This is a genomic window from Mycolicibacter icosiumassiliensis, assembly GCF_900078685.2.
In the GTDB taxonomy this organism is placed as follows: Bacteria; Actinomycetota; Actinomycetes; order Mycobacteriales; family Mycobacteriaceae; genus Mycobacterium; species Mycobacterium icosiumassiliensis.
In genome coordinates this window covers 1,768,952-1,786,967 of the sequence record NZ_LT546166.1, presented here as the reverse complement: position 1 = coordinate 1,786,967, position 18,016 = coordinate 1,768,952, and the positions used below count along the sequence as shown (strand labels likewise).

Sequence of the window (18,016 nt, the reverse complement as noted above, 5' to 3'; positions counted from 1 at the left end):
ATGGTGGACACAGGGTCAGGCGGCTTGTGCCGTCTGAGTGATCCGGTTCTCGTATTCGATCGGGGGGATCATTCCGATCGCTGAGTGGCGCCGGCGTCGGTTGTAGACCCGCTCGATCCAGTCGCCGACAGCGAGCTTAGCCGCGGCCTTGGTGGGCCACAAGTAGCGGTCATAGAACTCGACTTTCAGTGTGGCCCAGAAGGATTCCTGCTGAGCATTGTCCCAGCACACCCCGGTACGACCCACCGAACGAGCCAGGTTGTGATCGCGGGCGAACCGGGCCAGCTGCGCGCTGGTGAACTGGCATCCACGATCGGCATGGAATACCACCTGCTCGGCCAGCTCACCGCGCATCGCCACCGCCATGGCCAGCGCGGCCTCGACCAGGTCGGTGCGCATGTGCTCATCGATGGCCCAGCCGATCACCCGCCGGCTGCAGCCGTCGCGGACCGCACACAAGTACAGCCAGCCCTCACCAGTACGCAAATAGGTGATATCCGAGGTCCAAACCCGGTCCAGCGAACCGACGTCGAAACGACGTTTGACCAGGTCTTTGGGCACCGGTGCATCCAGATCAACGATCGTGGTCACCGGGGCGAACGTGCGCGGGCTGATCCCGGCCAGGCCCTGACGGCGCAGCGAGGCCGCGACCGTCTTGCGCGACACCGTCTCGCCGTCATTACGTAGATCGGCCAAGATCCGCGGCGCCCCGTATACCCCGTCAGAGGCCTTGTGCATGGCCGCGACCGTGGCGTCTAACTCGGTGCGCCGCTGCTGAGCCGGTGTGGGTCCACGCCCCCGGTTGGCACGCCACTTGTAGAACCCCGAGCGCGACACCTCCAGCAGTGCACACATGCGCGTGATCGGGTAGTTGGCCTTCTCCGCCTCGATCAACCGGTAGGCGTCTACTGGTTCTGCTCGGAGGCGAAGAAGGCCGCGGCTTTTTTTAAAAACTGCCGGTCCAAACGCAATTCGGCGTTCTCCTTGCGCAGCCGCTCCAGCTCGGCACGCTCATCAGCATCAAGCACCGCGCCATTATCGTCGGCGCCGGCTGCTTCGCGGGCCAGGCGCACCCAGCGGCCCAGCAATTGCTCACCCACACCGATCTCGGCGGCCACGTGAGCCACCGGCCGACCGGTCTCGATCACCAGGCGGGCAGCCTGCTCCCGAAACTCCGGGGTGTACTTCTTGCGCTTGCCCGACATACGGACATCCTTCCCGCGGGACCAGCAGTCCCACCAGTCAGGTGTCCACCATCAGGGGTCAACCCCAGCGATGTGGAAGTTGCAGATCTTGTCGAACCAGGCTTTCAGGGTGCGGGCCAGCTTGTTCAGTTCTGGAGGCAGGCTTGGCCGTAGGCAGTGTTCGATCAGTTCGGACAGCATCGTGCGAGCTGTCTGGATGTCGGGACAGCGGTAGAACTCGCGGAGTCGTTCTTTGACGCGGTAGGCGATGGCGACTTCGCCGTGGGGGTCGCCCAGAGCCAGTAGCGACATCAAGCGTTGGGTGGCCTTGGCGTCGAGGCGTTCCTGGCCGGTCAACAACACGCGGCGGATCCGGTAGAGCGGATCATTGCGTCGCCCGCGGTGGCCTTTTTGTTCGCGCTGGACACGTCGTCGGATTTCGTCGAGGGCCCGGTTGGCCAGTTGCACGCAGTGGAAAGGGTCGACGACCTGTTCGGCGCGAGGCAACGTGACGGTGTAGACCGCGGCGTAGGTCGCCGACATGTCCAGTGCACCGAAGCGGATGCGGCGTTTCCACGCGGCGGGTTGTTCGTCGATCCAACCCGCGACATCGACATAGTTGCGGGTGGGCAGGATCTCGATGATCTGGTGGTTGGCGACGTCGGCGACGGTGGTCGCATACGAGCGGGCACGCCGGTGCGACAGTTTCACGAACGAGGTCTCGTCCAAGCCGATCGCGGTCGTGGCGTTGAGGCGTCGCCGGTCAGCATCAAGCAGCGCCTAGGCGTAGGTCATGACCGCGTCGTTGACGGTATGCCAATCGCAGGAAAGTTCTTGGGCGACATCGGAAACTGCGCGGCCCGTGCCGACCTGCATGGTCGCCCATTTGGCACACCGGGTCGTCAGTAGACAGTTCTTGGCCGCGATGCGATGGTCGCCGCTTGTCCAGCTGCCACCCGGACAATCCTGGCGCCTGCAGATGAAACGGTGTTTGCGCCAGGCCAGACGCATCGGCTGGCCGTACACCGGCAGGTCGACATAGCGAACCGTCGGCCGCTCCTTGATCTGGCCACGGGGATCTCGATCGTTTCCTCGAGCTCACAATTCTTGCGTTTGAGCTCACGCAACTCGCGCAACGTATCGGTGGGCACCCCGTCACGGACCTCACCGTCAATCTCAGCATGGTTGGTCCACCGGCGCAGCGATTCATACGACACGCCCAAACGCTTGGCCACTGCGGTAACGCAGGCCGTGCGGGTGTCGTACTCGCCGGCATGATCGGTGACCAACCGCACCGCCTGGGCCCTGAACTCGTCGTCGTACTTCCTCGGCATGATGCGCCTTACCTTCCCTCGAAAGAAGGTGTGCACCAAACCCGGGGCGATTCAATGTCCTGAGACATCACAATAGTAGCGGGGACAGGATTCGAACCTGCGACCTCTGGGTTATGAGCCCAGCGAGCTACCGAGCTGCTCCACCCCGCGTCGGTATGTATGACACTACCGAACAGGTGCCCAAGCCGCCAAATCGCCTGGTCTGGCGTCGCCGGCCTCGCCCGGCCGGTGCCGATTCACCTCGTCTCACCTCGTCCTTGTCGGCCCAACCCCGCTATGCCATGCTGCATTCCGGGGCCAGAACAGCGGGAGGGGCAACAGATGCCCGGACTTCTCGACAACGTCGGCCGCCTGCTCAACTACCGGATACCCATCGGAGAGCTCATCGGCCTGGGCTTGTTCCTCGCCGCGCCGTATCTGAGCATCGGGTTGATCTGGTCACTGACCCACACCGCTGCGCTGCACGGCATGCGAGGCCTGGACCTCGTAGTGTCCCTTCTCGGATCGATCGTGGCGTGGCCGGTGCTGCTGATCGCTAACGTCTGTATGCAGTGATCGCGAACAGCAAAGTTGCCCCGCAACAACGGAGGCCGCAGAGATGATGTTTCTGGTACGGATCATCGATGCTCTCATCAGGGTGCTCGGCATCCGCACCTGTCCGGAAGCTCGGCCGCTGAGCACTGCCGGGAGCCGGATCCACGTCGATCAGTACACGCCACGCTTCGACGATGGTCCCGTCGATCTCACTGAGGCACTGGATTTTTGGTCTGCGGCCGCGGCAGCCGCCAACGTCGTCATGCAGTTGAGCATGCCCGGTGTCGGCCACGGCGTCGTGGAGAGCCGAGTGGAATCCGGTGCGCTGATGGAACATCCATGGAAGCGGTTGCGCACCACAGCCCAGTACATGGCCGTCGCGGTGCTGGGTAACGACGAGGAACGCGCCGCCTACCGTGACGCGGTCAACGTCGCCCACCGGCAGGTTCGCTCCACCGCCGACAGCCCGGTCCAATACAACGCCTTCGATCCGGATCTGCAACTGTGGGTCGCCGCATGCCTGTTCGTCTTCTACGAGGACACCTATCAGCTGCTGCGCGGCAAGATGACCCAGACACAGGCGGAGGGCTTCTATCACCACGCCTGGCCGCTCGGCACCACCTTGCAGGTCACCGCCGACCAGTGGCCGCCCACCCGCGCCGAATTCGATACCTACTGGAACACCACCTGCCAGGCCTTGCAGGTGGACGACGTCGTCCGCGACTACCTCCTGCGGCTGGTGGACCTGAAAATGATCAGCCCGATCTTGCGGGCGCCCATGGCGCCCTTGCTGCGGTTCCTGACGATCGGCTTTCTGCCACCGCTCTTTCGTGAGCTGCTCGGCGTGCCATGGTCGGCAACCGAGCAGCGCCAGTTCGAAAATCTGTTCCTATTCGTGTCATTCGTGAACCGCTTCATTCCCCGATTCATCCGAACCGTCAACTACACCGTGCTGATGGCCGACGTTCGCCATCGCATCCGCCGCGAGAAGGCACTGATCTGATCGTGTCGGCTAACCACGACGACGGCCTGGGGCCCAACAGCATGCTGTGGCACTTCCTGGCCGACCGGCGCTACCTGTTCGTGCTACCCAGGGCGGTGTGTCTACTGCTGCTGCATCCGGGCATCGCCGCCGGCATCAACGAGCATGCCCTGATGCGCAAGCGCATTTGGCTGCACAAGAAACGCACCTTCACCCAGGCCGTCAACTACGCCTACTCCGACCTCGACATGCGGCCCCAGATGCGGTTCTCCCACGAGCATGTCAAGGGCGTCGACAGTCTCGGGCACAAGTACCACGCACTGAATCCCGACACGTTCCATTTTCAGCACAGCGCTTATGTCGAGTCCCTCGTCGTCATGATCAATACCTTCATTCGTCGGCTCGACGCCGACGAACATGAGCAGCTCTACCAGGAGTGCTGCGCCTGGTATCGCCGATACGGCGTATCAACGCGGCCGATGCCCGCGACGTGGCCGGAATTCGTCGAGTATTTCGAGGATTACTGCCGCGCACACCTGGTGGCCGGCGCGCACTTCGAGCCGTTCCGCGAGCAGATTTTCGCCCCCACCGATTGGTGGATGCGCACAGTCCCCCACCCGGCTATCCGCGCCCTGCAGCACCCCCGCGCCCTGGAACTCACCGGGATCACCGTCAGCGCCGCCGACCGATGGTCGCTGCGACAGTTCGTCCGGTTGGCTCAGTTATCCGCACTGGCTCCCAGACACCACTGGAACGCTAAGGCACGCGCCGCTCTCAGCACGGCGGCACAACACCAGCCGACGACGCCGCTGGGCGCCACGGGTCGCTGACACCACGCGGCGGCTGAACCGCTCTCCTATTTGGCGCCGTTGAACTTGGCCATCGCGTCGTCGAGGCGTTGCAGCGCCGCACCGTAGGCCGCAAAATCACCGCGGCGTTGAGTGTCTCGCAGCGCTGTCAGCGCCGATTCGATCTCACGCAGCGCCGCGGCCTTCGCCGGGGACAAGGTGGCCGCCGCAGCCGGGGGCGCGGGCACCGCCGCAACGGGCGGGGTCGCCGAGGGTGGCGTCCCCTGCGCGGCAGCGCCGTTGTCGGTGGGTGCGATGTCGGTGGCCGCCGCACCGGCACCGGGCCCGAACAGGCCGGTGAGCGCGTCGGAAACCGTCGGCCCGTAGCCGATCTTGTCGTTGTACATCATCGCCACCCGGATCAATCGCGGGTACGACGACGAAGCATCGCTGGAACCGGGTGAGGCGTAGACGGGTTCGACGTAGAGCAGTCCGCCCTGCGCCACCGGCAGGGTCAGCAGATTGCCCCACCGGATGCGGTTCTGGTTGTCGCGCCCGATCACACCGAGGTCTTGACTGACCGTGGTGTCGGTGGTGATCGCGTTGTTGGCCAGCTTGGGTCCGTTGACCTGACCGGGAATGGTCAGCACGGTGATCTTGCCGTAGGTGTCCGGGTCCGAGCTGGCGCTGATATAGGCGGCCAGGTAGTCGCGCTTGAAACGGTTCATTGCGCTGGTCAGCTGGAACGACGCCGAATTATCGCCCTTGGCAAGGTTTTTCGCGACGATGTAGTACGGCGGCTGGAAGCTGCTGGCGGTCGGGTTGGGGTCCAGCGGCACATCCCAGAAATCCGAGGTGGAGAAGAAGGTCACCGGGTCGTTGACGTGGTACTTGGCCAACAGCATGCGCTGCACCTTGAACAGGTCTTCGGGATAGCGCAGGTGATCGGCGAGTTCGGGTGAGATCTCGGCCTTCGGCTTGACCGTTCCGGGAAACACCTTCATCCATGCCCGCAGCACCGGGTCCTGCTCGTCTTGGGCGTACAGGCTCACCGTTCCGTCGTAGGCGTCGACGGTGGCCTTCACCGAGTTGCGGATGTAGGACACCCGCCGGTCCGGCAGCAACCGGTTGAACTCCACCTCTTTGGAGTCCGCGGTCGCCGATGACAGCGACGTCAGCTCCGAGTACGGGTAGTTGTCCAGCGTGGTGTAACCGTCGATGATCCACACCAGTCGTTTGTTCACGATCGCCGGATACACCGTGGAATCGGTGGTCAGCCAAGGCGCCACCGCCTGCACCCGGCTCGCCGGGTCTCGGTTGAACAGGATCTTGCTGTCCGCGCCGATCACGTTGGAGAACAAGAAGTTGCGTTCGGCGAACTTGGCGGCGAACACACTGCGGGCCAACCAATTTCCGACGTCTACGCCGCCCGCACCGGTGTAGGTGTAGTTCTTCGTCTCGGTATTGGTCTCGTAGTCGTACTCACGGTCGGCGCCGTTGCGCCCGACGATCGCGTAGTCGGCGACGGCGTCGGCGATCACCGGCCCGTAGTAGACGCGCGGCTGGTCGAGACGGGCCGGCCCGTCCGAGACAACACCGCCGTTGGCGCCGACGACGTTGGCCAAGAACTCCGGGTATCCGCCGTTCTGGTTGGGGTCGTTGGCGATACCGCGGACGGTGTTGGCCGGCGAGGCGATGAACCCGTTGCCGTGGGTGTAGACGGTGTGCCGGTTGATCCAGTCGCGCTGGTTGTCGATCAGTCGATCCGGGTTCAGCTCGCGGGCGGCGACCACATAGTCACGCAGCTGGCCCTCGTCGTCCCGATAGCGGTCGATGGTCAGCTGGTCGGGGAAGAAATAGAAGTTCTTGCCCTGCTGAAACTGGGTGAACGCGGGGCTGACGATGGTCGGATCCAGCAGCCGGATGTTGGAGGTGGTGGCCGCATCGGCACCCACCTGCGCGGCCGTGGCGCGCGCGTCACCGCGGTAGTCCCGGTAGGTGACCACATTCTCGGTCAGACCGTAGGCCTGCCGGGTCGCCGTGATCGAGCGGGAGATGTATTCGCTCTCCTTCTGCGCCGCGTTCGGCTTGACGCTGAACTGTTCGACGATCAGCGGCCAGCCCGCGCCGACCACGATCGACGACAGCAGCAGCAGCACCAGCCCGATCGCCGGAATCTGCAAGTCGCGCAGCACGATCGCCGAGAACACTGCGACCGCGCAGATCAGTGCGATCGCCAGCAGAATCATCTTGGCCGGCAGCACCGCGTTGATGTCGGTGTAACCGGCTCCGGTGAAGGGCTTGCCCGTACGGGTGTGGCTGAGCAGCTCATAGCGGTCCAGCCAGTAGGCCCCGGCCTTGAGCAGCACCAGAGTGCCGATCAGGCTGACCACCTGGATGCGCGCCGGGCGGCTCAGGGCGCCGGCCCGGCCGGACAGCCGGATACCGCCGAAGATGTAGTGCGTGGTCAGATTCGCGATGGTGGCCAGGCACAGCGTCGCCAGCAGCAACCCCACCACCAGCCGGTAGAACGGCAGGTCGAAGGCGTAGAAACCCAGGTCCTTGCCGAACTGCGGATCGGCGATCCCGAAGTCACCGCCACGCAGGAACAGTTGGATACGCACCCAGTAGCTCTGCGCGACGATCCCGGCCAGCACACCGATCCCGACCGGAATCCCGAATCCGAACAGCCGCAGCCGCGACAGCGCCGTGGTCCGATACCGCGCCACCGGGTCGTTGACGCCATTGCTGGGCACAAAAACCGGCCGGACCCGGAAGGCCATCGCCAGTGCGCCGAACACGATTCCGCCGACCAGCAGCGACACCACGACGAACGTGATCAGGCGGGTCAGCAACGTCGTGACGAACACCGAGCGGTAGCCCAGCTCCCCGAACCACAACCAGTCGACATAGCCGTCGATCAGCCGCGGCCCCACCAGCAGCAGCGCGATCACGACGAAGGCGCTGCCAACCATGATCCGGCTGCGCGCGGTCAATTTCGGCATCCTCGCGGTGGGCCGCATCGCCACGTGCCACGCTCCCTAGCTCAATTGTCGCTGACGGCCCCACTGTAGCCAACGAACAGTCAGCAAGAGGGTGCCTGACCTCCGTCAGTGATGGTTCGCAGCGCCCCCACCGCCTGGGCGAGGCTGTCGACTTTGACCAGTTGCAGCCCCTTGTTGTCGTTTCTGGCCTCGTAGCAGTTGTCGGCTGGGACCAGGAACACCGTCGCGCCGGCCTCGCGGGCCGCCGTCATCTTGTGCGTGATCCCGCCGATCGCGTCGACCTGGCCATTGGCCTTGATGACCCCGGTGCCGGCGACGAAGTTCGGACCGGCCAGGGTGCCGTTGGTCAGCTTGTCGACGACGGCCAACGAGAACATCAGCCCCGCCGACGGGCCGCCGATATTGGCGAGGTTGAAGTCGATGGTGAACGGCGCCCACGGCGCATCAAGGACGGACACGCCCAGGAATCCATTGGCGCGGTCCTTGTTCTCTCCGAGCTTAATCCGCGCCGTGCCGGGTGCGGCGTTCTTGCGCCGGAAGTCGATGACAACCGTCTCGCCCGGCTTCGTGTCGGCCAGCCGCGCGGTGAACTGCTGCACGGTGTACACCGGTTCGCCGTTGACGGCGTCCACGGCGTCGCCGCGCTGCAGTGCGCCGGCTGACGGCCCCGGATCCTGGACGTCGGCGAGGGTGACCGCTGACGGGTAACGCAGATAGCCCAGCGCGGCGTACTCGGCACTCTGCTCGGACGCACGGAAGTCGGCGTCGTTGCTCTCGTCGACTTCCTGACGGGACTTGCCGGGCGGATAGACCAGGTCACGCGGCATGAGCTGCTCACGCCCGGACAGCCAGAGCGCCAACGCCTCACCCAGCGTCAGACCGTCGCGCTGAGACACCGTGGTCATGTTGAGGTGGCCGGTCGTCGGGTGCGTGGTGGTCCCCTCGATGTCGACCACCTGCTTGCCGTCGATCATGCCGAGGGTGTCGAACGTGGGACCCGGCCCCAACGACACGAAGGGCACCGTCACCGCCGTCAGCAGCACGCCGAACGCGACCACCGGCAGCACAGCCGCCAACAGTGTCAGAATCCGCCTGTTCACCCCGGGTATGGTAAACGGCCGCCGCCCTGGTGGGGACGGCCCGACCACTGGTGGCCGCGTGTCGTACCGTCGGACGGTGCCGATGGGTACGGTTATGTCTATGGCTGATCTGCCCTTCGGTTTCTCTTCCGGGGACGACCCCGACCGCGAGCGAGGCTCCGGGCCCTCCGACCCATTCGGTATGGGTGCTGGTTTCAACATGGCCGATCTGGGCCAGGTTTTCACTCAGCTCGGGCAGATGTTCAGCGGTGCCGGCCGGGTCAGTGCCGACGGCCGACCCGCCGGGCCGGTGAACTACGACCTGGCGCGTCAGGTCGCGACCAAGTCGATCGGTTCGGTCTCGCCGGTCACCGCGTCGACCGCGACCGCCATCGGCGACGCGGTGCACCTGGCGGAAACCTGGCTCGACGGGGCGACTTCATTGCCGGCCGGCACCACCAGTGGGGTTGCCTGGACGCCGGTGGACTGGGTCGAGCACACCATGACCACCTGGCAGCGGCTGTGTGACCCGATGGCCGAACAGGTCTCGTCGGTGTGGGCGTCGGCGCTGCCCGAAGAGGCCAAGGGCATGGCCGGCCCGCTGCTGTCGATGATGTCGCAGATGGGTGGATTGGCGTTCGGTTCCCAATTGGGCCAGGCGCTGGGACGGTTGTCCGGCGAGGTGCTGACCTCGACCGACATCGGCCTGCCGCTGGGTCCCAGCGGTGTGGCAGCGCTGCTGCCCCGGGCGATCGAGGAGTTGGCCGACGGCCTGGAGCAGCCACGCAGTGAGATCGTCACCTTCCTGGCGGCCCGCGAAGCCGCCCACCACCGACTGTTCACCCACGTGCCGTGGCTGTCCAACCAGTTGCTCAGCGCGGTAGAGGCGTACGCCCGGGGCATGAAGATCGACATCCGGGGCATTGAGGAACTGGCCCAGGGTTTCGATCCGTCGGCGATGACCGATCCCGCGGCCATGAACGAACTGCTCAACCAGGGTGTGTTCGAGCCCAAGTCGACCCCGGAGCAACTCGCCACACTGGAGCGCCTCGAGACCCTGCTGGCCCTGATCGAGGGCTGGGTGCAGACCGTGGTCAATGCGGCGCTGGGCGACCGGATCCCGGGCACCGCCGCGCTCTCGGAGATGCTGCGCCGCAGGCGCGCCACCGGTGGCCCGGCCGAGCAGACCTTCGCCACGCTGGTCGGTCTGGAACTGCGCCCGCGCAAGCTGCGCGAGGCCGCGGTGCTCTGGGAGCGGTTGACCACAGCGGTCGGGGCCGACGCCCGCGACAAGGTCTGGCAGCACCCCGACCTGCTGCCCGAGTCCTCCGATCTCGACGAACCGGCCGCGTTCATCGACCGGATCATCGGCGGCTCCAGCGACATCGACTCGGCCATCGATCAGGCCATCGCGGAGTTCCAGCGCGAGGCCGGCAACTCCGACGACGCCGACCACTGAGGCGCACCGCGCGGCCTGGAGTTCAGTTGCCTACTGATCCGTACCAGACCATTACCGACCGCGCCGTCATCGCACGCCAACGCGGCGCCGCCGTGGAGGCCGCGCGGCGCATCGTTTCTCGCCCCTGTGGATGACGGGAGGATCGTCGCCAGCCGGCATGGCAGGGTCGCCTGCGTGACAAGGGTTGGTTCCGAGACCTCCACCTACATCCTCGATCCGGCGCTGCCGGTGTTGCTGCGCCCCGACGGTGCCGTCCAGGTCGGCTGGGATCCGCGGCGCGCCGTTCTGGTGCGACCACCCCGCGGGCTGAGCACCGCCGCGCTGGCCACCGTCCTGCGCACGATGCAGATCCCGACCACCGTCGCCGCGCTGCGCCACGAAGCCGCCCAACACGGCCCGGTAGACACCGGGGAGCTGGACGACCTGCTGGTCGCGCTGGTCGCGGCACGTGTCGCCGTCCGCGGCACCGCGACGAGCCGTCGGTGCCGCACAGTCTCGCTGCGGGTGCACGGCCGCGGCCCCTTGTCGGATCTGTTGGTCGAATCGTTGCGCTGCTCGAGCGCCGTCGTCCGGCGCAGCAGTCATCCACACGCCGCGCTCAGCGCCACCGGGACCGATCTGGTGGTACTGGCGGATTACCTGGTCCCCGACCCGAGGCTGGTGCGTGAACTGCACGCCGCGCGGGTGCCGCACCTGCCGGTGCGGGTGCGCGACGGCACCGGCATCATCGGCCCGCTGGTCCTGCCGGGAGTCACCAGCTGTTTGGGCTGCGCCGATCTGCACCGGAGAGACCGGGACTCCGCGTGGCCCGCGGTGGCCGCGCAGCTCCGCCACACCGTCACCCACGCCGACCGGGCAACCGTGCTGGCGACCGCGGCGCTGGCGCTGAGCCAAATCGAGCGGGTGATCGCCGCGGTGCGCGGGGCTGCAACCGGCCTGGCCGCTCCGCCGACGCTGGGCGCCACCCTGGAGCTGGATCTGGCCACCGGATCGATGATGACGCGGCGCTGGGTCCGGCATCCGATGTGCGATTGCTGAGGTGACAACCGCCATCGAAAATTGTCACCGCGGTGACCGGCACCACAACAACGTCATGGATGATGGGCACGTGTCAGAAATCAAACGCGGAAGCGCGGCGCGCAATGCGAAGCTGGCCAGCCTGCCCGTCGGCTTTGCCGGCCGGGCAGCACTCGGGCTCGGGAAACGACTGACCGGCAAGTCCAAGGACGAAGTCACCGCCGAGCTCATGGAGAAGGCAGCCAACCAGCTGTTCACCGTCTTGGGTGAGCTCAAGGGCGGCGCGATGAAGGTGGGCCAGGCCCTGTCGGTGATGGAGGCGGCCATCCCCGAGGAGTTCGGCGAGCCCTACCGGGAGGCGCTGACCAAGCTGCAGAAGGACGCTCCCCCGCTGCCCGCCGACAAGGTGCACCGGGTGCTCGACGCCCAGCTGGGCACCAAGTGGCGGGAACGATTCAGCTCCTTCGACGACGAACCCATCGCCTCGGCCAGCATCGGCCAGGTGCACCGCGGTGTCTGGGCCGACGGCCGACAGGTGGCGGTCAAGATCCAGTACCCCGGCGCCGACGAGGCACTGCGCGCCGACCTCAAGACCATCCGACGGTTGACCGGCGTCTTCAAGCAGCTGGCCCCCGGCGTGGATGTGCAGGGCGTGGTCGACGAGCTGATCGAGCGCACCGAGATGGAGCTGGACTACCGGCTTGAGGCCGACAACCAGCGGATCTTCGCCAAGGCCTACAAGGACCACCCGCACTTCGTCATCCCCAACGTGGTGGCGTCGGCGCCCAAGACGGTCATCCAGGAGTGGATCGAGGGCGTCGGGATGGCCGAGATCATCCGCAACGGCACCGTCGAGCAGCGCGACCTGATGGGCACCCGGCTGGCCGAGTTCACCTGGGACGCCGCGCGCCGGCTGGAACTGATCCACGGCGATGCCCACCCCGGCAACTTCATGCTGATCGACGGCACCAAGATGGGCGTCATCGACTTCGGGGCGGTCGCCCCGATGCCGGGCGGGTTCCCGGCCGAACTGGGTGCCGCGGTGCGCTACGCCCGGGACAAGGACTACGACAAGGTCATCGCGACCATGCGCCAGGGCGGCTTCATCCAGAAGGGGCAGGAGGTGTCGGTCCGTGAGATCGACGAGATGCTGCGCCAGTACGTCGAGCCGGTGCAAGTCGAGGTGTTCCACTACAGCCGCAAATGGCTGATGCGAATGGCCGGCAAGCAGTTGGAACGGCCGGTCGAGCAGCTCAAGACCGCGCGGCAGCTGGACCTACCGCCCAAGCTGGCGATGCCGATGCGGGTGCTCGCCTCGACCACGGCGATCATGTGCCAGCTCGACGCCCACGTGCCGGTCAAGCGCCTGTCCGAGGAGTACGTGCTCAGGCGGTGAAGCCCGGCACGTACTCCTCGGACAGGCGCTTGACCGGCACGTGGGTCTGTTACACGGGAGTTCGAGCTTGTTCTTCATGGTCGCTGGTCACCTTGTTCTTCGGAATAGCGCAAAAAAAATTGGCCACGGTCCTGATTTCAGGTCCGTGGCCATCGGGCGGGTTGAGCTTGATGCGTTAGGCAAAACCCCGATGCACGGACACGCCGGCAGCGGCATGCGCCGCCGCGGCAGCCGCACGTACACCGATCGTGTTCGGGGTGTTCATGGTTAGGCAGGTTAACGGTTGCCCCGTGGGATGCACAACCGATTTTTTGACCTGCACATTCAGTCCCGGTTGCGGACCAGCTCGAGGACGTCGGAGCCGAACTGTTCCAGCTTGCGCGCACCGATGCCCGGAATCGCCACCAGCGCGGCCTCGTCCACCGGCAGCATCTCGGCGATCGCGGTCAAGGTGTTGTCGGAAAAGACGATGTAAGCGGGCACTTTCAGCTCGGTGGCGGTGCGCAGCCGCCAGTCCTTGAGTGCCACCAGAAGCTCGGTGTCGACGTCGGCCGCGCAGGTCTCGCACCGGCTCAACATGATGGCGGCCGGAGTGGCCAGGTCCTTGTTGCAGACCCGGCAGTGCTTCGGAGTGCTCCGCGACCGGCGCTTGGCGGGAGTGGCGCTGACGACGGCCTGCGGCGCGATCCCGCTGAGGAATCGCGACGGTTTGCGCGACGCCCGCCCGCCCGGAGCGCGGGCCAGCGCCCAGCTCAACGCCAGGTGAATGCGCGCGCGGGTGACGCCGACGTAGAGCAGCCGGCGTTCCTCTTCGACGGCTTCGCTGTCCGGGCCGTGCGCCAGGGCATGCGAGATCGGCAGCGTGCCGTCGGCCAGGCCCACCAGGAACACCGCGTCCCATTCCAGGCCCTTGGCGGCGTGCAGCGACGCGAGCGTGACGCCCTGAACGGTCGGTGGATGCCGGGAGTCGGCGCGCATCCGCAGCTCGGCCAGCAGTCCAGGCAGATCCAGGTCCGGGCGCTGGGCCACTTCGTCGTCGACGAGCTCGGCCAGCGCACCGAGGGCCTCCCAGCGTTCCCGCGCCTGGGCGCCGGTGGGCGGCTCGGCGGTCAGGCCGAGCGGCTCCAGCACGGCGCGCACGGTTTCCGGTAGCGGCCCGTCGGCGCCTCTCTGCGCGGCCCGCTGTAAGGCGACCAGCGCCTGGCGGATCTCCTGGCGGGTGAAGAATCCCTCTCCCCCGCGCACCTGGTAGGCGACGCCGGCCTCGGTGAGCGCCTCCTCGTAGACCTCTGACTGGGCATTGATCCGGTACAACACCGCGATCTCGGCGGCGGCGGTGCCGCCCTCGATCAGCCGGGCGATCGACTTGGCCACCGCGGTGGCCTCGGCGACCTCGTCGGGGTGCTCCCGGAAGGTCGGCGTCGGGCCGGATTCGCGCTGACCGATCAACTTCAGCTTGCTGCCCGCCACCCGGCCGCGGGCCGCGGCGATCACCCGGTTGGCCAGCGACACCACCTCCGGGGTGGACCGGTAGTCACGTTCCAGCCGCACCAGGGCGGCGTCGGGGAATCGGCGGGTGAAGTCGAGCAGGTAGCGCGGGGAGGCGCCGGTGAACGAGTAGATGGTCTGGTTGGCGTCGCCGACCACGGTCAGGTCATCGCGCTGCCCCAGCCACGCCGACAGCACCCGCTGCTGCAGCGGGGTGACGTCCTGGTATTCGTCGACGACGAAGCAGCGGTAGCGGTCCCGGAATTCGGCGGCCACCGCCGCGTCATTCTCGATCGCGGCGGCGGTGTGCAGCAGCAAATCGTCGAAGTCGAGCATTGTGACCTCGCCGCGGACCTTCAGCGACTCATACCCGGCGTAGACCTCGGCGAGCTGCGCGGCATCCACCGGGGTGTCGCGGCCGGCGGCGGCCACGGCTTCCGGGTACTGCTCCGGGCCGATCAGGGACGCCTTGGCCCACTCGATCTCGCCGGCCACATCGCGGACGTCGTCGTTGCTCAAGCGCAGCCCGGCATGCCCGGCGGCGCGAGCCACCACCCCGAACTTGCGGTCCAGCAGCTCCCAGGACGTGTCACCGACCACCCGGGGCCAGAAGTAGCGCAGCTGCCGGCGTGCGGCGGCGTGAAAGGTCAGCGCCTGCACCGCGCCCACTCCGTTGCCAGTCCCGCCCTCGCCGTTCGCGACCGAACCCAGGGCCCGCAGCCGAGAACGCATCTCGCCGGCGGCACGCTGGGTGAACGTCACCGCCAGCACCTGCCCGGATGCGACGTGACCTCCCGCCACGAGCTGGGCGATCCGGTGGGTGATGGTGCGGGTCTTGCCGGTCCCGGCCCCGGCCAGCACGCATACCGGCCCGCGTGGCGCCAGCACGGCAGCGCGCTGCTCGTCGTCCAGAGCGTCGATCAGCGGGTCAGCCATGTGTCCATCTTGGCAGGAACCCCTGACGTCCGGCCGCGAGCGGCCCAGCATCCTCAGCGACTAGTTTGAACAGCTATGACCGACAGCAATGCGCCGCTCGTGATGTACACCACCGGCTGGTGCGGCTACTGCCGCCAGCTCAAGATCGTTCTGAACAAGTTCGGTATCGCCTTCGACGAGATCGACATCGAGTCCGACCCGACCGCCGCGGAGTTCGTCGCCTCGGCCAACGGCGGCAACCGGACTGTTCCGACGCTGCGCTTCGCCGACGGCTCGACGATGACGAATCCGACCGGTCGTGAGGTCAAGGCGAAACTGGAGCAGCTGGCGCGCTGAGACGGTGGCGCCCGCCCGAGGTGTTCATGCCGGGACACCGGCCTTTAACCACGCCCAAACTGCGGCGCTCAATCCAACGAGTTCGTTTGCCTCGTCACGGTCGAGGGCAGCCGCGAAGATCTCCGCCATCCGCTGGTTGGTCGTCTGCTCGACCTCGGCGTAACGCTCCTTTTTGTCCGCGCCGTCGGCGAACGGCTCAGGCCAGCCGAACATGGTGGTGTAGTCATGGCCGTGGTTGAGCATGTGCGCTTCGACGGGCGTGATACCGGAGATGGTGAGGGCGTTGAAATGCACACCACCCCGCAACTCCCGCAGGATGAACATCACCTGTAGCGCCCGCGCCGGCGCGTCGTCGGCCAGCGGCATGGTGCGCCAGCCGGCGTACAGCGGCAGGCCCGCGTCTGGCGTCGCTGCGATCACCTTCTCCCCCAACGCGGCGATGCGGTCCAGCCCTTCGATGCCGGTCAAGTGTCTACGCGCAAAGCCGGCGGTCTGGTCCCAGTAGAGTTCGGCCGCGCCGGCGGCGTCACGCACCGCGACGCCTTCCTCCCAGAGGCTACGAAGGAATGCGGGATCGAATGCCGCGAACACCGCGCTGACCGTGGCGCCGGTTGCCTCGCCCAGCACACCTCCGCGACCCACCACATAGCCCGCGAATGAGTTCTGGTAACCCGCTGCGACACTTTCGGCGGCAGTCTCCTGGTGCAGCATGAACAGCGCGACCGCTTGCTCTATGGGCGCCCCCGCGGCGCGAGCGGCGTCGAGCATGTCGTTGTGGCTCATTGTGAGTTCTCCTTTGTTGTTGTCGTTCAATTCAGTTCACGAACCTCCCGGCGCCCCTCCACCTGGGGCGGCGGCGCCGGTGGTCTCCGTCATCGGACGTCGGCCAACGCCGAATCCCCCAGAGCCGACCCGGTCAGGCTCGGCTCCTCGGGCACCAGGACCACTGGGCTCTGCGCCTCGTTCTGCCGTTCCAGTTGCCTTCGGGTCAGGACGCCCAGCCAGAGCCCGTAGCCGATCACGAATGCGCCGAGGGCAGTCAGCAACGGGGCGAACACGAACAGCGGCGGCCAGTTGGTGTCGACGACCACGAAATTGTGCTGCTGGCGTTCCAATCCAGGTATGACATCCTCGCGGAAGTAGTCCCTGATCAGCGGAACCGAGCGGGCCGGCGAACCGTCGAAGCGAGTCAGCTTGTCGGTGCCGGGCACCTCTTTCCAGCCGTCGGTGACTATCTGCAGATTCGACAGCACCTGGTAGATCTTGGGGAATCGGGCGTGCAGCGTCTCCCATAACTGGGCGGGAGGCACGCCGGAGGTGGAAGCGACGTAATCGACCAGTTTCGAAGCGTCGGCGACCGAGGCGGAGAACGGCACCCCGTCCAACAGCCTGGCTGCGTGAGGGAAATCCAGGGCCACCAGATCACGAACCACCCCGACGGGAACACCCACCTCCTTGGCGACGTGGTCCAGCAGCCTGGGGTACTCCTCGGTCGCGCCGCCATCGGGCAGGACCGCCGGTCCGAGGGCCTCGACGAAGATGGAGATGAATTCGATGCCGGCGCGATCGCCCTGGATTCGATCCAGCGCGAAGACCGGGCGGGTGTCATCGAGCAATTGCTGTCCGCCGATGAACCGCGGGAACGCGTTTATCGCGAGGACTAGCAGAATCACCACGGCTCCGACCACCGGGACGACCACCCACGCGTACCGGAGCGGATTTGGCCGTACTCCTCGCCAGGTCTCCACGATCATCGTCGTACCGAAGAGGATCACCACGATGCCCAGCGCCAGGAGCAGGGGGGCCAGGTATGCGACCCCGCCGCGGGTGCCCAGCGGCCGGAAGTTGGCCTGCTGGCGTTCTACCGGGGCTATCACCTCCTGGCTGAGGTAGTCCCGCAGCTGGGGCATGGTGTGCACGGGTTCGCCGTTGAATCGGGTCAGTTTCTCGGTGCCCGGAATGTCATCCCAGCCCGCGGTCAGCCTCGGCAGGTTCACGATCACCTGGTACATCTTCGGGTAGTCCGTCTCCAGCATGTGGTCCACCTGATCAGGTGTCATGAATAAGACGGTGCCCAGGTAATGAACGATCTTCGGGAGCTCGGCGCTGACCTCGGGAAGCGGCAATGAGGTCAGGAAGCCGTTGATGTACGGATAGTCCTTCGCCAGCATCGCCCGCGTGTCATCGCTGGAGCGGCCGGTCTGCTCGGCGAGGAAGTCGATCAGCTTGGGGACCTCCGCGGCTGCATCCGCGGAATGCATCATCGCATCACCGACGTCGGTCGCGGCAGAAACCATCTCGATGCCGCCCCGTGCGCCGACCACCCGATCTACAGGAAATGCCGGGTTCAGATCGTCGACCATGCCCTGCGCGGCGAACAGTCGGGCAAACAACTGCCAGGACACCACGAGGATGACCACAATCACTCCGAGCACGACCACACCAGCCCACGCCAGCGGCAATTTTCTGTGACCCATA

15 protein-coding genes and 1 tRNA gene are annotated in these 18,016 nt (G+C 66.4%); 7 read left to right on the top strand and 9 right to left on the bottom strand.

Features of this window, described 5'->3' with window-relative positions; all coding sequences use genetic code 11:
• Positions 1-15: 15 nt before the first annotated feature.
• The 4 genes from BN4346_RS32410 to BN4346_RS32390 form a co-directional block, all read right to left on the bottom strand.
• Positions 16-1,205 (bottom strand): IS3 family transposase gene (locus BN4346_RS32410; RefSeq protein WP_096867503.1). Its coding sequence is split into 2 segments (ribosomal slippage): positions 16-935 and positions 935-1,205, totalling 1,191 coding nucleotides; the frame shifts between segments, so codons are not numbered across the junction.
• A gap of 51 nt (positions 1,206-1,256) precedes the next feature.
• The gene (locus BN4346_RS32405) at positions 1,257-1,895 is read right to left on the bottom strand and encodes a transposase (protein ID WP_167666210.1); all 639 of its coding nucleotides are present in this window, start codon (positions 1,893-1,895) and stop codon (positions 1,257-1,259) included.
• A gap of 191 nt (positions 1,896-2,086) precedes the next feature.
• A complete protein-coding gene (locus BN4346_RS49885; protein ID WP_154677573.1) occupies positions 2,087-2,518 on the bottom strand; it encodes a transposase in 432 nt (143 codons plus the stop codon).
• Between the two features lie 76 nt (positions 2,519-2,594).
• Positions 2,595-2,668, bottom strand: a tRNA-Met gene (locus tag BN4346_RS32390).
• A 171-nt stretch (positions 2,669-2,839) separates the two neighbouring features.
• Between BN4346_RS32390 and BN4346_RS32385 the strand changes: the two genes are divergently transcribed.
• Genes BN4346_RS32385 through BN4346_RS32375 form a run of 3 tightly spaced genes read left to right on the top strand, consistent with a single transcriptional unit; the run spans position 2,840 to position 4,864 of the window.
• Entirely contained in the window at positions 2,840-3,073 is a 234-nt protein-coding gene (locus BN4346_RS32385; protein ID WP_067970903.1) for a hypothetical protein, read from the top strand.
• A gap of 43 nt (positions 3,074-3,116) precedes the next feature.
• Positions 3,117-4,055, top strand: coding sequence for an oxygenase MpaB family protein (locus BN4346_RS32380; RefSeq protein ID WP_407695071.1), 939 nt, complete (start codon positions 3,117-3,119; stop codon positions 4,053-4,055).
• Between the two features lie 2 nt (positions 4,056-4,057).
• Positions 4,058-4,864, top strand: a complete 807-nt coding sequence (locus BN4346_RS32375) for an oxygenase MpaB family protein (protein WP_235653600.1) — start codon at positions 4,058-4,060, stop codon at positions 4,862-4,864.
• A 26-nt stretch (positions 4,865-4,890) separates the two neighbouring features.
• On the opposite strand, the gene BN4346_RS32370 is transcribed toward BN4346_RS32375, so the two are convergent.
• Positions 4,891-7,851 carry a UPF0182 family protein gene (locus BN4346_RS32370; RefSeq protein WP_067970901.1) on the bottom strand — a complete coding sequence of 987 codons (2,961 nt, stop codon included), beginning with the start codon at positions 7,849-7,851 and terminating at the stop codon, positions 4,891-4,893.
• A gap of 56 nt (positions 7,852-7,907) precedes the next feature.
• Positions 7,908-8,927: a YlbL family protein gene (locus BN4346_RS32365; RefSeq protein WP_067970899.1), complete on the bottom strand. Its 1,020-nt coding sequence runs from the start codon at positions 8,925-8,927 to the stop codon at positions 7,908-7,910.
• A gap of 100 nt (positions 8,928-9,027) precedes the next feature.
• Between BN4346_RS32365 and BN4346_RS32360 the strand changes: the two genes are divergently transcribed.
• The 3 genes from BN4346_RS32360 (at position 9,028) to BN4346_RS32350 (ending at position 12,778) form a co-directional block, all read left to right on the top strand.
• Positions 9,028-10,365, top strand: a complete 1,338-nt coding sequence (locus BN4346_RS32360) for a zinc-dependent metalloprotease (RefSeq protein WP_067970897.1) — start codon at positions 9,028-9,030, stop codon at positions 10,363-10,365.
• Positions 10,366-10,539: 174 nt separating this feature from the next.
• Positions 10,540-11,403, top strand: coding sequence for a TOMM precursor leader peptide-binding protein (locus tag BN4346_RS32355; RefSeq protein ID WP_067970895.1), 864 nt, complete (start codon positions 10,540-10,542; stop codon positions 11,401-11,403).
• 55 nt (positions 11,404-11,458) lie between these two features.
• Positions 11,459-12,778: a macrolide-binding ATPase MABP-1 gene (locus BN4346_RS32350; RefSeq protein ID WP_067971147.1), complete on the top strand. Its 1,320-nt coding sequence runs from the start codon at positions 11,459-11,461 to the stop codon at positions 12,776-12,778.
• A gap of 324 nt (positions 12,779-13,102) precedes the next feature.
• On the opposite strand, the gene BN4346_RS32345 is transcribed toward BN4346_RS32350, so the two are convergent.
• The gene (locus BN4346_RS32345; RefSeq protein ID WP_067970892.1) at positions 13,103-15,202 is read right to left on the bottom strand and encodes an ATP-dependent DNA helicase UvrD2; all 2,100 of its coding nucleotides are present in this window, start codon (positions 15,200-15,202) and stop codon (positions 13,103-13,105) included.
• Positions 15,203-15,277: 75 nt separating this feature from the next.
• On the opposite strand from BN4346_RS32345, the gene BN4346_RS32340 reads away from it, so the two are divergent.
• Complete coding sequence (locus tag BN4346_RS32340) at positions 15,278-15,538, top strand: mycoredoxin (protein WP_067970891.1); 261 nt, start codon at positions 15,278-15,280, stop codon at positions 15,536-15,538.
• Positions 15,539-15,562: 24 nt separating this feature from the next.
• Here the strand turns inward: BN4346_RS32340 and BN4346_RS32335 are convergent, their stop codons facing one another.
• Together BN4346_RS32335 and BN4346_RS32330 are read right to left on the bottom strand one after the other, a co-directional pair.
• The gene (locus BN4346_RS32335) at positions 15,563-16,321 is read right to left on the bottom strand and encodes an SCO6745 family protein (RefSeq protein WP_067970889.1); all 759 of its coding nucleotides are present in this window, start codon (positions 16,319-16,321) and stop codon (positions 15,563-15,565) included.
• Between the two features lie 89 nt (positions 16,322-16,410).
• Positions 16,411-18,015 carry a hypothetical protein gene (locus tag BN4346_RS32330; RefSeq protein WP_067970887.1) on the bottom strand — a complete coding sequence of 535 codons (1,605 nt, stop codon included), beginning with the start codon at positions 18,013-18,015 and terminating at the stop codon, positions 16,411-16,413.
• Position 18,016 lies beyond the last annotated feature (1 nt).

Bases quoted from the DNA above. Each gene is read 5' to 3' on its own strand.
- BN4346_RS49885 (WP_154677573.1), bottom strand. From the start codon at position 2,518: ATGCCGAGGAAGTACGACGACGAGTTCAGGGCCCAGGCGGTGCGGTTG.
- BN4346_RS32385 (WP_067970903.1), top strand. From the start codon at position 2,840: ATGCCCGGACTTCTCGACAACGTCGGCCGCCTGCTCAACTACCGGATA.
- BN4346_RS32380 (WP_407695071.1), top strand. From the start codon at position 3,117: ATGATGTTTCTGGTACGGATCATCGATGCTCTCATCAGGGTGCTCGGC.
- BN4346_RS32360 (WP_067970897.1), top strand. From the start codon at position 9,028: ATGGCTGATCTGCCCTTCGGTTTCTCTTCCGGGGACGACCCCGACCGC.
- BN4346_RS32350 (WP_067971147.1), top strand. From the start codon at position 11,459: ATGGATGATGGGCACGTGTCAGAAATCAAACGCGGAAGCGCGGCGCGC.
- BN4346_RS32345 (WP_067970892.1), bottom strand. From the start codon at position 15,202: ATGGCTGACCCGCTGATCGACGCTCTGGACGACGAGCAGCGCGCTGCC.
- BN4346_RS32340 (WP_067970891.1), top strand. From the start codon at position 15,278: ATGACCGACAGCAATGCGCCGCTCGTGATGTACACCACCGGCTGGTGC.
- BN4346_RS32335 (WP_067970889.1), bottom strand. From the start codon at position 16,321: ATGAGCCACAACGACATGCTCGACGCCGCTCGCGCCGCGGGGGCGCCC.
- BN4346_RS32330 (WP_067970887.1), bottom strand. From the start codon at position 18,015: ATGGGTCACAGAAAATTGCCGCTGGCGTGGGCTGGTGTGGTCGTGCTC.